Below are 11,972 nucleotides of genomic sequence, written 5' to 3'. Positions count from 1 at the left end.
GTTCCATGGGCTGCGCTACGGGCGTTGTCGCCTCTCGGCCGCCTTCCGGTCCCCCCGTGCGCTTACGGACGCAAATTCACGCCCCTCGGGAATTGCGGCTAAATCGTGCCAAAAGCAGAGGCGTGGCGCAACAGCGCTCTTTTAGGGCGTTCAGAGAGGGCGAACGGTCGTGCGACGGCGCGCGGCCTGGCTGACGACCTCGACGCGGGAGATCGCGCCCTTGCCGATCAGGCTGTCAGCCGAGCGGATCAGGCTGGCGCTCAGCGCTGCCGCGTCCAACTGATTCCAGTCGTCTGCGAGGACGAAGGGGGTCCGGTGCCCGGCGCGGACAAGGGCGTCGCGCAGGTAGGGCTCCTTGGCCCTTACCGCGTCCAGGGTTTGGCCTTCACCCAGATGCAGTCTCAGTTCTGCAAAGACGTAGTTGCGGACGCGGCCGCCCACAATGATCGGCAGGCCCACGCCGGTCAGATTGAAGCTCGCGGGCTGGGCGGGCGTTTCCGCTGAGGGCGAGGCGAGCGCCGGTCCCGACAGGGCGGCGCCAGCGACGGCGAGGATCAGGGCGCGGCGGTTCATGAACTCAGTCTGGCCCTGCCCGGTTAGGATTCCGTTGCGCTCAGCCGTGAGTCCAGCCGGTGCGGGTCGGGGTGATGGCCTGGCCCAGATAGCGCGGGGACAGCCCCCTGCCCTCGATGACGCGGCCGATGCAGGTCAGGCGCAGGTGGCGGCGCTCGGCTTCGCGGCGCAGGGCGTTCCCGGCGCCCGCCGGGACGGTCAGCAGGATCTCATAATCGTCGCCGCCGCTGGCCAGCAACTCCAGCGCCGCCTGGGGGTCGACGCGGCCTTCGAACCAGGCCTGGGCCGCCGCCGACATCGGCAGGACCTCCAGATCGATCTCAAGACAGACGCCGCTGGCCTCGGCGATGTGGGCGGCGTCGGCCAGAAGGCCGTCGGAGACGTCGGCGCTGGCCGTGGCGAGGCCCAGAACGACGGGCGCGAACTCCACGCGCGGCATGGGGGTGCGATAGGCGGCCTCCAGCGCGTCCATGCGCTCAGGCTCCAGCGTCAGGGTCGCCTGGGCGGCCTGAAGGCCCAGCCAGCCGTCGCCGATCGTGCCGGTGACGAAGACCAGATCGCCGGGCCGCGCCCCGGCCCGGCTGACCGCCGCGCCTGACGGCGCCCAACCCATCATCGTCGCCGAGAAACTGGCCGGTCCCGGCGTCTTCACCGTGTCGCCGCCCAGCAGGGAAATGTCGAAAATGGCCTGATCGCGCCGCAGCCCGGCGACGAAGGCCTCGCGCTCGGGCCAGCCGCAGCGTTCGGACCAGCAGCAGGCCAGCAGATAGCCGAACGGCTCGGCCCCCTTGGCCGCCAGATCGGACAGGTTCACGCGAAGCAGCTTCTGCGCCACCGTATCCAGAGGGTCGTCGGGCAGGAAGTGAACGCCCTCGACGATCGCATCCTTGGTAAGGATGAGGTCGTGTCCCGGACGCGAGGGCAGCGCGGCCACGTCGTCGGCCAGCCCCCTCGCCCATTCCGGGTGAGCCAACGGCTTCAGCAGCCGCTGGATGGTCTCGAATTCGCCTGCGACGTCAATCGCGGGCATCGCGCGCCACGCCGTCCAGCGCCGCGTTCACGAACTTCGCCTCCGCATCGTCGAAGAAGGCCTTGGCCAGCTCGACATATTCGTCGATCACGATCTCACGCGGGACGTCGGGCTTGTGCTTCAACTCCCACGCGCCGCAGCGCAGCAGGGCGCGCAGGGTGGCGTCCAGACGCTCCATACGCCAGTTGGAGGCCAGACGCGCCTTGATCGCTTCGTCAATGGCCCGCTGATCCTCGACCACGCCGTGGACGATGTCGGAGAACCAGTCCTCGTCCGCCTCAGCCAGAGGCGCGCCGTCGATGTCGGCGTCGAATCGGTGATTGCGGAACTCGCGCACGACGCTGTCGACGCCCTCGCCCGCCAGCTCCATCTGATACAGGGCCTGAACGGCGGCCAGACGGGCGACCGTGCGGGCGCGGCGCTGGCGGCTGGTCAGTTGCGGCTCGGCGCGGGCTTTTTCAGCCTCGGCCAGTTGAGCCATGACTTCGGCGACGGTCGCCGGGGCGCTGGTCGGTTCGGTCACGAGGCGAGCCCCCCGCGCAGGCGCTTGCGGATGGTGATCAGGTCCAGGCAGGCGCGGGCGGCGAAACCGCCCTTGTCGCCCTCGCTGAGGCGGGCGCGGGCCCAGGCCTGCTCCTCGTCCTCGGTCGTCAGGATGCCGTTGCCGATCGCCACGCCCTTCAGGCCCAGATTGCGGATGCCGGCGGCCGACTGATCTGAAACGATCTCGAAGTGATAGGTCTCGCCGCGAATGATGCAGCCCAGGGCGACATAGCCGTCATAGCGCGGCGCCGTCGGATAGCGGCCGGCCTCTTCGGCCATGGCGATCACGGTGGGAACTTCCAGCGCGCCGGGCACGGTCACGACGTCGTATTGAACGCCTTGCGCGCGCAGGGCGTCCTTCGCCCCTTCCAGAAGGGCGTCGGACAGTTCGTCGTAGAAGCGCGCCTCAACGATGAGGACGCGAGTGGGGTCGTTCAAGATTGGTCTTCTCCGTCCATGTCGCGCCAACCGACGATGCGCAGGCCATAGCCCTCAAGCGCCGTCGGATTGGGCCGCGTCGAACTCATCACGATCATATCCTTGACGCCGAGGTCGAGCAGAATCTGCGCCCCGACGCCATAGGCTTTCAGCGAGCGATCCGCCGCTGCGGGCTTGGCCACGCCGCCAAGGCGTTCGGCCAGACCATGCAGGTCGGGATCGCGCAGGAAGACGACGACGCCCGGCCCGTCCTGGGCCGCCAGCGCCTGCATCGCCTTCGGAATATAGTCCTGGCGAGCCTCGACGTGGCCCAGCAGGTCGGCGGCGAAGTCAACCTGGTGCATCCGCACGACGGTCGGCTTGGCCGGGTCGATATCGCCGCGCACCAGGGCGACGTGCTCGGCGCCTTCGATGGTGTTGCGATAGAGGATCAGCTTGAATTCGCCGCCGTGGACGCTCTCGAACGGCGTCTCCATCACGCGCTCGACAAAGCGCTCGGTGCGGCGGCGATAGGCGATCAGGTCGGCGATGGTGCCGATCTTCAGCCCGTGCAACTGGGCGAAGGCGATCAGGTCGGGCATCCGCGCCATCTCGCCGTCGTCCTTGATGATCTCGCAGATCACCCCGGCGGGAATCAGGCCGGCCATACGGCTGATGTCCACGGCCGCCTCGGTGTGGCCGGTGCGGACCAGGACGCCGCCGTCGCGCGCGACCAGCGGGAAGATGTGGCCCGGCGAGACGATGTCGTCGGCGGTGCGCGAAGGGTCGGCGGCCACCTGAACCGTATGGGCGCGGTCAGCGGCCGAAATGCCGGTCGTGACGCCTTCCTTGGCTTCGATCGAAATGGTGAAGGCCGTTCCCATGCTCTCGCGGTTCTCGGCGGCCATCGGCGGCAGGCGCAATTGCTTGGCGCGCTCGGCCGTCATGGCCAGGCAGACCAGGCCGCGCGCATAGCGGATCATGAAGTTGATCTGGTCCGGCGTGGCGAACTGGGCCGGAATGACGATGTCGCCCTCATTCTCGCGGTCCTCGGCGTCCACCAGGATGTAGGGGCGGCCGTTGCGGGCGTCCTCGATAATGTCCTCGATCGAGCTGATCGGGCTGTCGGTATTGTAGACGGCCAGTTTCATCATGCGGTCTCCTGCCACCGCGCGAGGTAACGCGCCAGCATGTCGATCTCCAGATTGACCTTTTCACCGACCTTCAGGCCGCCGAGGGTGGTCGCATCCCACGTGTGCGGGATAATATTCACGTCGAAGCGGCGCTCATGCACCCCATTCACCGTCAGGGAAACCCCATCGACCGTGATTGAGCCCTTTGGGGCGATGAATCTGTGCAGGGGCGCGGGCGCCTCGATCACGATGCGGTGCGATCCGCCCTCGGGCGTGATGGAGATCACCTCGCCCAGACCGTCGACATGGCCCGAGACGATATGGCCGCCCAGTTCGTCGCCCAGCTTGGCGGCGCGCTCCAGATTGATGCGGCTGCCCTCGCTCCAGTCGCCCAGCTTGGTCTTGGACAGGGTCTCGCCGGACACCTCGACGGCGAACCAACCCTCGCCCTTTTCTGTGACGGTCAGGCAGCAGCCCGCATGGCTGATGGAGGCGCCCAGGTCGATGCCCGCCGTGTCCCACACGGTCTCGACCTCATAGCGACGGTCGCGGTTGGTTTCACGGACGCTGCGGACGCGGCCGATGTCGGTGACGATGCCGGTGAACATGAAAGCTCCGGTCCCTCCGGACCCAAAAAACAGAGTCTAATTAGTCTAATTCGTCTGAAATCGCGCCTGGGGAGGCGTCAGGCGCGGGCGTAGCGTTCCCACAAATCGTCTCCGACAGGCTCGACGCCCAGACGACGGAACTTGGGGGCGTCGGCCAGCTTTGCAAGCGCCAGGGAGGCGACGCAGGACCGCCCCTCCCCGCCCAGCAGGATCGGTGCGCGGAACCACTCGATGGCGTCCACTGCGCCCGCCTGGATGAAGGAGGCGGCGACGCGGCCTCCGCCCTCGATCAGGACGGAGCGGATATTGCGGGCGGCGAGCGCGTCGAGGACAGCGGGGATGGCTGGGCGGCGGTCGATGGCGGCGACGGTGACGACTTCGGCGTGGCCGATGGCGTGGGGCGCGGCTGTGGTGAAGATCAGGGTGTTGCCGGATGCGACCTTGGCCGTCGCGGGCGTGCGGAGGCGGCTGTCGAGGACGACCCTCAACGGATTCCTTCTCCCCTCGGGGGAGAAGGTGGGCGGCGGAGCCGCTCGGATGAGGGGGACGTTAGATGCGTCCTCATCGTCAGCCGTTTTGCTTGCGAACACAGCCCCCTCATCCGTCTCGCTACGCGAGCCACCTTCTCCCCCGAGGGGAGAAGGAAAGATGCTGGATTCAGAAGGAAGCCGGATGGTCAGTTCGGGATCATCGGCCAGCACCGTCTCGACGCCGACCAGAATGGCGTCATGTGTCGCGCGCAGGCGGTGGCCCTGAAGGCGCGCTTCCGGGCCAGTGATCCACTGGCTTTCGCCCGTGGCCGTGGCGATGCGACCGTCCAGCGACGTCGCCAGCTTCAGGGTGACGCGGGGGCGCATCAGTCCTGGCCGGACTTGGTCTCGTCGAAACCCTCGTCGCCGAGGAATTTGGCGAAGTCGCTGGTGTGGCGGAAGTCCTTGTAGACAGAGGCGTAGCGGACGTAGGCGACCTCATCGACCGACTTCAGCGCCTTCATGATAAAGTCGCCGACGATGCTGGACGGGATCTCGGTCTCGCCCAGACTTTCCAGCTGGCGCACGATACGGCTGACCAGAAGCTCGACCTGATCGGGCTGCACCGGACGTTTGCGAAGCGCGATGCCCAGCGAGCGTTCCAGCTTGTCGCGGTCGAAGGGGGTGCGGCGGCCGTTCCGTTTCAGGATAACCAGTTCGCGCAGCTGCACCCGCTCGAAGGTGGTGAAGCGCCCGTTGCACTGCGGGCACGACCGACGGCGCCGGATGGCCGCGCCGTCGTCAGACGGGCGGCTGTCCTTCACCTGGGTGTCGGCGTTTCCGCAGAAGGGGCACTTCATCCGGCGGACCTCTTAGCGATAGATCGGGAAGCGCGCGGTCAGTTCGCGCACCTGGGCTGCGACGCCTGCGACCACGGCCGGATCGGCTTCGTCGCCGCCGTTCATCGAGGAGACGACGTCGGCGATCCAATGGCCGATCTGCTTGAACTCTTCCTCGCCGAAGCCGCGCGTGGTGCCCGCCGGGGTGCCCAAGCGGACGCCCGAGGTGACGGTGAAGGGCGCGGTGTCGAACGGCACGCCGTTCTTGTTGCAGGTCATCAGGGCCTTTTCGAGCTCATGCTCGGTCGCCTTGCCGGTCACGCCCTTGGGACGCAGATCGACCAGCATCAGGTGGCTGTCGGTGCCGCCCGAGACAATGGCCAGGCCGCGTTCGACTAGGACGCCGGCCAGGGCCTGGGCGTTCTTGACGACCTGCTGGGCGTAGAGCTTGAACTCGGGCTTCAGCGCCTCGCCGAAGGCCACGGCCTTGGCGGCGATGACGTGCTCCAGCGGGCCGCCCTGCAGACCGGGGAAGACGGCCGAGTTGATCTTCTTGCCCAGATCCAGGTCGTTGGACAGGATCATGCCGCCGCGCGGGCCGCGCAGGGTCTTGTGGGTCGTGGTGGTGACGACGTGGGCGTGGGGCATCGGGTCGGGATAGGCCCCGCCCGCGATCAGGCCTGCATAGTGAGCCATGTCGACCATCAGATAGGCGCCGACCGAATCGGCGATCTCGCGGAAGCGCTTGAAGTCGATGTGGCGGCTGTAGGCCGAGGCCCCGGCCAGGATCAGCTTGGGCTTCTCCTTCTGGGCCATTTCGGCGACGTGATCATAATCAATGAGATGGTCGTCTTCGTTCACCTTATAGGTGACGGGACGGAACCACTTGCCCGACTGGTTGGCGGGCGAACCGTGGGTCAGGTGGCCGCCGCAGGCCAGGTCCATGCCCAGGAAGGTGTCGCCCGGCTGCAGCAGGGAGAAGAAGACGGCCTGGTTGGCTTGAGCGCCCGAGTGGGGCTGGACGTTCACATGGGCGGCGCCGAACAGTTCCTTGGCGCGCTCGCGGGCCAGATCCTCGGTGACGTCGACGAACTCACAGCCGCCGTAATAGCGACGACCCGGGTAGCCCTCGGCGTATTTGTTGGTCAGGACCGAGCCCTGCGCGTCCAGCACCGCCTGAGAGACGATGTTCTCGGAAGCGATCAGCTCGATCTGCTCCTTCTGGCGGCCAAGCTCGCCCTGGATGCCCTTGAAGATCGCCGGATCAGCATCGGCGAGGCTCTTGGTGAAATAGGAATCGTGCGTGAAGGCGGTCACTGGAGGCATCCCGGAGGCTGAAGGCTGAAACGGCGCTCCCTTCTAGGCCGCGCCGCCGAACACCACAACATCTAGGGGGTCACCGCTGTGACAACGCTCGTTTCAGTTTGGCGATAGCCACCCGTTCGACCGCGCGCGGTTCAGCGGCCGGGCCCATCGCGGAGACCTCCACGCCCGTCGCCGTGTGGACGGCGGAGCATTTCACATAGGGGCCGTTGCGGACGAACTCGACGATGACTTCGCCGAGGTCAGCATCGGTCGTCATGCCGCGACCGGACGACGCGCCACGTTACAGTGGGACCACAGCCTGTCCATCGCATCGACCAGCTTGTCGATCATGGCGTCGTCATGGTCAGGCGAAGGGGTGAAGCGCAGGCGCTCGGTCCCCTTGGGCACGGTCGGATAGTTGATCGGCTGGACGTAGATGCCGTGTTCTTCCAGCAGCATGTCCGAGATCAGCTTGCAGTGAACCGGATTGCCGACATGGACCGGCACGATGTGGCTGACGCTGGGCAGGACCGGGATGCCCGCCTCGGACAGACGGCGCTTCAGGGTGGCGGCGCGCTCCTGATGGGCGTCGCGCAGTTCCGGGTGCGCCTTCAGGTGGCGAACCGAAGCCAGCGCCCCGGCGGTCAGGGCGGGCGGCAGGCTGGTGGTGAAGATGAAGCCCGAGGCCCAGCTGCGCACCGCATCCACGATCACGGCGTCGGCGGCGATGTAGCCGCCCATGACGCCGATGGCCTTGCCCAGGGTGCATTCGACGATGTCGATGCCGTCCAGCACGCCGTCGCGCTCGGCCACGCCTGCGCCGGTCGCGCCGTACAGGCCCACGGCGTGGACTTCGTCCAGATAGGTCAGGGCGCCGTATTTCTTGGCCAGGGCGATGGTGCCCGCCAGATCAGCGATGTCGCCGTCCATCGAATAGACGCTCTCGAAGGCGATCAGCTTGGGCGCGTTGACGGGCGCGGCGGCCAGCAGTTCTTCGAGGTGTTCGAGGTCGTTGTGGCGGAAGATGTGACGCTCGCCGCCGCCGTTGCGGATGCCCGCAATCATCGAGGCGTGGTTCAGGGCGTCCGAGAAGATGATCAGGCCGGGCAGGATCTTCTGCAGGGTCGACAGCGTCGCCTCATTGGCCACATAGCCCGAGGTGAACAGCAGGGCGGCTTCCTTCTGGTGCCAGCTGGCCAGCTCGGCTTCCAGATCGACCGCCGAGCGTGTGGTGCCGGAGATGTTGCGGGTGCCCCCTGCCCCGGCGCCGCTGAGATCGATCGCGGTCTTCATCGCCTCGACCACGGCCGGATGCTGTCCCATGCCGAGGTAGTCGTTGGAGCACCAGACCACCACCTCCTGCTGCGTGCCGTCCGCACGGCGACGGCGAGCAAGAGGAAATTGCCCGCGCACCCGCTTCAGATCGGCGAAGACACGGTAACGGCCTTCGCTGCGGACCTGATCCACAGAGTTCTGAAAGGCGGACTTATAGTCGAACAAGGCGGCGCTTCTTTCGCTTATGCAGCTTTGCGGCCTAATTGCGCGCGCCGCCCTGTCTTGTCCATGTCAGGAACCGGACAAAACGTCCCAACCCCTTAATTGATAACGGTTCTCAGCTTCAGCTATTCCCGCGGTCGTCGGCCCTGCGGGACCTCCCGACCCGATGCGGGCTTGGCTCAGCTCAGCGTATCGATGCGGCCGCGCAGCATCTGCACCATGGCGGAGAAGTCCTTGCCGCCGTAGCCGAGCCCGTTGAACAGGGCGTAGAGGGCCTCGGCCTGCGCGCCCAGCGGGGTCGTGGCGCCCGCCTTGGCGGCGGCGTCCTGAGCCAGCTTGAGGTCCTTCAGCATCATGGCCGTAGCGAAGCCGCCTTCATAGTCGCGGTTCGACGGCGCGGTCGGCACGGGACCGGCCCAGGGATAATAGCTGGTCACGCTCCAGCACTGGCCCGAGGACTTGGAGGCGATCTCGAAGAAGCGCTCGGGTTCGAGCCCCAGCTTTTCGGCCAGGGCGATGGCTTCGCACGTGCCGATCATCGAAATGCCCAGCAGCATGTTGTTGCAGATCTTGGCCGCCTGCCCGGCGCCGTGGTCGCCCGCGCGGATGGTGATGCGGCTCATCGGCTCAAGCGCCGGTTCGACGCGGGCGAAGTCGGCCTCGTCGCAGCCAACCATGAAGGCCAGAGAACCCGCGTCGGCCGCCGCCGTGCCGCCGGAGACGGGGGCGTCGGCGAAGGCGTAACCCGCCTCCTTGGCCAGACCCGCGACCTTGCGCGCCGTCTCCACGTCGATGGTCGAGCAGTCTAGCAGGAGCGCGCTGGAGGGCGCCGCGCCGATGATCTGTTCGGAATAGACGCTGAGGACGTGCGGCCCGGCGGGCAGCATGGTGATGACGACCTCGGCGTCCTTCACAGCCTCGGCGACCGAACTGACGGTTCGGCAGCCAGCCTCGGCGGCGCGTTCCAGCGCGGCGGGCGACAGGTCGAAGGCGGCGACGTCATGCCCGGCCTTGGCCTGGTTCGCGGCCATTCCGCTGCCCATGTTGCCCAGACCGATGAAGGCGATGCGAGTCATCTGTGCGTTTCCCTTATGGATTTTGGCCGAGGGTTAGCGCCGCACGACCCGCTTCGCCAGTCACCAATTTGAGACGAGACGCCTCAGTTCGGCTTGCGGAAGCGATAGACGAACTGGTCGGTCTTGCCCCGGATCGCCTCGTCGAAGACGTTCAGGCTGTGGTCGTCGGCCGGATTGGCGACGGCCGTGCTTTCGCCGTCGAAGACGAAGCCGGCCGCCTCGACCTCTTTGCGCAGCTGGGCGCCTTCGATGCGGTGCAGGGTTTCGACGACGGTGTTGGCGGCGCCGGGCGCGGCCTGATGGTCGATGACGACATAGAGCCCGCCGGGCTTCAAAGCCTTGAAGATGTCGGCGTTCATCTTGGCCACATCCACGTCGAAACGGGGGATGTGGAAGTCGTGGTATTCCTGGCTCATGAAGACCAGATCCAGCGGCTGGTCGAAGCTCATGGCGTCCAGGTCGCCGTTGACGCGGCTGATGTTGGGATAGGCTGCGACCAGGGCGTCGGCGCGCGGGTTCTCGCGCTCGGCCGTGCGGTTCGGCACGAAGGCGTAGACGTGGCCGCTCTCGCCCACGACGCGCGCGAACAGGCGGCTGAAATAGCCCGCGCCGGGGCGGATGTCGGCGATGCGCCAGCCCGGCTTCACCTGGGCGAAGGCCAGCATCTCGGCGGGATGACGCAGAGCGTCGCGCTCGACCTCATCGGCGGGACGCAGGGTGTCGGAGACGGCGGCCTGATAGGCAGGCGCGGCGGCGTCCTGAGCCAAAACAGGCGCGGCGCTGAGCAGGGCGGCGGCGACGGCGGCGGCGAGCAGATGCGGTTTCATGACGAACTCCTTGATCTTGCGGCTGCCCCGGTCGGGGCCTTCGGACGGCATAAGGCGCGCGGATGGGACGGCTGGCAAGCCGTCCCGGCGCATGATCAACCCGCAGTCATGGCTGCCGGCGCCTGCTTTTCTCTGAGGGTGACAAGCTCCTCGGCCATCGTGGGGTGGACGGCGCAGGTGGCGTCCCACTGGGCCTTGGTCAGGCCCGCCTTCACAGCGATGGCGGCCAGCTGGATCATCTCGGGGCTGTCGGGGCCGACGATGTGGCAGCCGACGACGCGCTGGGTTTCGGCCTCGACCACCAGCTTCATCAGCACCCGCTCGTCCGAGCCGGTGAAGGCGTATTTCATCGGGCGGAAACGGGTGACGTAGACATCGACCTCGCCCGGACAGGCGTGGCGGGCCTCGGCCTCGGTCAGACCAACGGTGCCGACAGGCGGCTGGCTGAAGACGGCGGTGGCGACGGCTTCATAGTCGAAGCTCTGCGGGTTGTTCCTGAACACCGTCTCGTGGAAGGCCACGCCCTCGCGGATGGCGACGGGAGTCAGGTTCATCCGGTCGGTGACGTCGCCGACCGCCCAGATGTTGTCGGCCGTGGTCTGGGAATACTGATCGACCTTGATCGCGCCGTTCTCGTTCAGCTCGACCCCGGCGGTTTCCAGCCCCAGACCCTCGACGTACGGCACGCGGCCGGTGGCGAACATGACCACGTCGGTCTCGATCTTCATGCCGTTTTCGAGGTGGTTGATCAGACCCGTGTCGGTCTTCTCGATCGACTCATGCTGGCAGCCGAGGATGACCTTGATGCCGCGCTTCTCGATCTCGCCCGCCAGATGGGCGCGCACGTCGTCGTCGAAGCCGCGCAGGATGTTGGGGCCGCGATAGATCAGGGTCGTCTCGACGCCCAGGCCCGCGAAGATTCCGGCGAACTCCACCGCGATATAGCCGCCACCGACCACCAGGACGCGCTTGGGCAGTTCGGGCAGATGAAAGGCTTCTTCGGAGGTGATGGCGTGCTCGATGCCGGGCAGGCTGTCCGGCTTCCACGGACGGCCGCCGGTGGCGATCAGGATCTTCTCGGCCGTGATCGTCTGGTTTTCAGCGCCGTCCTTGCCGATGACCTCGACGGTGTGGGCGTCCTTCAGCACGGCGCGGCCGTGCAGCAGGTCTACGCCCGCCTTGCCCAGATTGGCGGCGTAGATGCCGGACAGGCGGGCGATCTCGACATCCTTGGCCTGCAGGAAGGTCGGCCAGTCGAACTTGGCGTCAGCGAACGACCAACCGTAGCCCTCGGCGATCTCAAGCGCATGGCTGACCTCGGCGGCCATGACCATGAACTTCTTGGGCACGCAGCCGCGAATGACGCAGGTGCCGCCGACCCGATACTCCTCGGCGATGGCGACCTTCTTGCCGCCCAAGGCCGTCAGCCGCGCCGCCCGCACGCCTCCCGAACCAGCGCCGATGACGAAGAGGTCGTAGTCGTATTGGCTCATCGGGGGCTCCGGCTGGGCTGGACCCAAAAAATAGAGTCCAATTCGTCTGAATCGTCTGAAATCGCGCGGTTGAACCGCAGCGCTGACCCCGACTTAGGCGCCCGGATGCGAGGGGGCAAGGCGCGAGGCAGGCCCCTGTCAAAGAAGCCCGGATGGGCGCC

Annotated in this window: 14 protein-coding genes; all 14 read right to left on the bottom strand. The window is 67.0% G+C overall.

The features are described from left to right. Window positions 1-150: 150 nt before the first annotated feature. Window positions 151-573, bottom strand: a complete 423-nt coding sequence (locus RSD66_RS08680) for a hypothetical protein (protein ID WP_415287333.1) — start codon at window positions 571-573, stop codon at window positions 151-153. A 40-nt stretch (window positions 574-613) separates the two neighbouring features. Continuing rightward, window positions 614-1,603: a thiamine-phosphate kinase gene (thiL, locus tag RSD66_RS08675; protein WP_415287332.1), complete on the bottom strand. Its 990-nt coding sequence runs from the start codon at window positions 1,601-1,603 to the stop codon at window positions 614-616. Further along, complete coding sequence (nusB, locus tag RSD66_RS08670) at window positions 1,590-2,126, bottom strand: transcription antitermination factor NusB (protein WP_415287331.1); 537 nt, start codon at window positions 2,124-2,126, stop codon at window positions 1,590-1,592. The genes thiL and nusB overlap by 14 nt, the downstream gene beginning before the upstream one ends. Further along, on the bottom strand, window positions 2,123-2,584 hold the full coding sequence (gene ribH, locus RSD66_RS08665) for a 6,7-dimethyl-8-ribityllumazine synthase (RefSeq protein ID WP_415287330.1): 462 nt from the start codon (window positions 2,582-2,584) through the stop codon (window positions 2,123-2,125). Before ribH ends, nusB begins: the two co-directional genes overlap by 4 nt. Continuing rightward, complete coding sequence (gene ribB, locus RSD66_RS08660; RefSeq protein ID WP_415287329.1) at window positions 2,581-3,717, bottom strand: 3,4-dihydroxy-2-butanone-4-phosphate synthase; 1,137 nt, start codon at window positions 3,715-3,717, stop codon at window positions 2,581-2,583. Before ribB ends, ribH begins: the two co-directional genes overlap by 4 nt. Further along, window positions 3,714-4,304 carry a riboflavin synthase gene (locus RSD66_RS08655; protein WP_003169440.1) on the bottom strand — a complete coding sequence of 197 codons (591 nt, stop codon included), beginning with the start codon at window positions 4,302-4,304 and terminating at the stop codon, window positions 3,714-3,716. Before RSD66_RS08655 ends, ribB begins: the two co-directional genes overlap by 4 nt. A 77-nt stretch (window positions 4,305-4,381) precedes the next feature. Then, window positions 4,382-5,161, bottom strand: coding sequence for a RibD family protein (locus RSD66_RS08650; RefSeq protein ID WP_415287328.1), 780 nt, complete (start codon window positions 5,159-5,161; stop codon window positions 4,382-4,384). After that, entirely contained in the window at window positions 5,161-5,634 is a 474-nt protein-coding gene (gene nrdR / locus RSD66_RS08645) for a transcriptional regulator NrdR (protein WP_024352817.1), read from the bottom strand. The genes RSD66_RS08650 and nrdR overlap by 1 nt, the downstream gene beginning before the upstream one ends. A 12-nt stretch (window positions 5,635-5,646) precedes the next feature. Next, window positions 5,647-6,930, bottom strand: a complete 1,284-nt coding sequence (glyA, locus tag RSD66_RS08640) for a serine hydroxymethyltransferase (protein ID WP_415287326.1) — start codon at window positions 6,928-6,930, stop codon at window positions 5,647-5,649. A gap of 79 nt (window positions 6,931-7,009) precedes the next feature. Further along, window positions 7,010-7,195 carry a DUF6898 family protein gene (locus RSD66_RS08635; protein WP_415287325.1) on the bottom strand — a complete coding sequence of 62 codons (186 nt, stop codon included), beginning with the start codon at window positions 7,193-7,195 and terminating at the stop codon, window positions 7,010-7,012. Next, window positions 7,192-8,418, bottom strand: a complete 1,227-nt coding sequence (gene hemA / locus RSD66_RS08630) for a 5-aminolevulinate synthase (protein ID WP_415287324.1) — start codon at window positions 8,416-8,418, stop codon at window positions 7,192-7,194. Before hemA ends, RSD66_RS08635 begins: the two co-directional genes overlap by 4 nt. 176 nt (window positions 8,419-8,594) lie before the next feature. Then, the gene (mmsB, locus tag RSD66_RS08625) at window positions 8,595-9,491 is read right to left on the bottom strand and encodes a 3-hydroxyisobutyrate dehydrogenase (protein ID WP_415287323.1); all 897 of its coding nucleotides are present in this window, start codon (window positions 9,489-9,491) and stop codon (window positions 8,595-8,597) included. Between the two features lie 83 nt (window positions 9,492-9,574). Beyond that, window positions 9,575-10,318, bottom strand: coding sequence for a class I SAM-dependent methyltransferase (locus tag RSD66_RS08620; RefSeq protein WP_415287322.1), 744 nt, complete (start codon window positions 10,316-10,318; stop codon window positions 9,575-9,577). Window positions 10,319-10,413: 95 nt separating this feature from the next. Then, window positions 10,414-11,811, bottom strand: a complete 1,398-nt coding sequence (gene gor / locus RSD66_RS08615; RefSeq protein WP_415287320.1) for a glutathione-disulfide reductase — start codon at window positions 11,809-11,811, stop codon at window positions 10,414-10,416. Between the last annotated feature and the right edge of the window lie 161 nt (window positions 11,812-11,972).

This window comes from Brevundimonas sp. S1H14, assembly GCF_047716865.1.
In the GTDB taxonomy this organism is placed as follows: Bacteria; Pseudomonadota; Alphaproteobacteria; order Caulobacterales; family Caulobacteraceae; genus Brevundimonas; species Brevundimonas naejangsanensis.
The sequence above is the reverse complement of the archived record's forward strand: the minus strand, read 5'-3'. Positions and strand labels throughout refer to the sequence as shown.

Coding starts and splice junctions, on each gene's coding strand:
- RSD66_RS08680 (WP_415287333.1), bottom strand. CDS start 573: ATGAACCGCCGCGCCCTGATCCTCGCCGTCGCTGGCGCCGCCCTGTCG.
- thiL (WP_415287332.1), bottom strand. CDS start 1,603: ATGCCCGCGATTGACGTCGCAGGCGAATTCGAGACCATCCAGCGGCTG.
- ribB (WP_415287329.1), bottom strand. CDS start 3,717: ATGATGAAACTGGCCGTCTACAATACCGACAGCCCGATCAGCTCGATC.
- RSD66_RS08655 (WP_003169440.1), bottom strand. CDS start 4,304: ATGTTCACCGGCATCGTCACCGACATCGGCCGCGTCCGCAGCGTCCGT.
- RSD66_RS08650 (WP_415287328.1), bottom strand. CDS start 5,161: ATGCGCCCCCGCGTCACCCTGAAGCTGGCGACGTCGCTGGACGGTCGC.
- nrdR (WP_024352817.1), bottom strand. CDS start 5,634: ATGAAGTGCCCCTTCTGCGGAAACGCCGACACCCAGGTGAAGGACAGC.
- RSD66_RS08635 (WP_415287325.1), bottom strand. CDS start 7,195: ATGACGACCGATGCTGACCTCGGCGAAGTCATCGTCGAGTTCGTCCGC.
- mmsB (WP_415287323.1), bottom strand. CDS start 9,491: ATGACTCGCATCGCCTTCATCGGTCTGGGCAACATGGGCAGCGGAATG.
- RSD66_RS08620 (WP_415287322.1), bottom strand. CDS start 10,318: ATGAAACCGCATCTGCTCGCCGCCGCCGTCGCCGCCGCCCTGCTCAGC.
- gor (WP_415287320.1), bottom strand. CDS start 11,811: ATGAGCCAATACGACTACGACCTCTTCGTCATCGGCGCTGGTTCGGGA.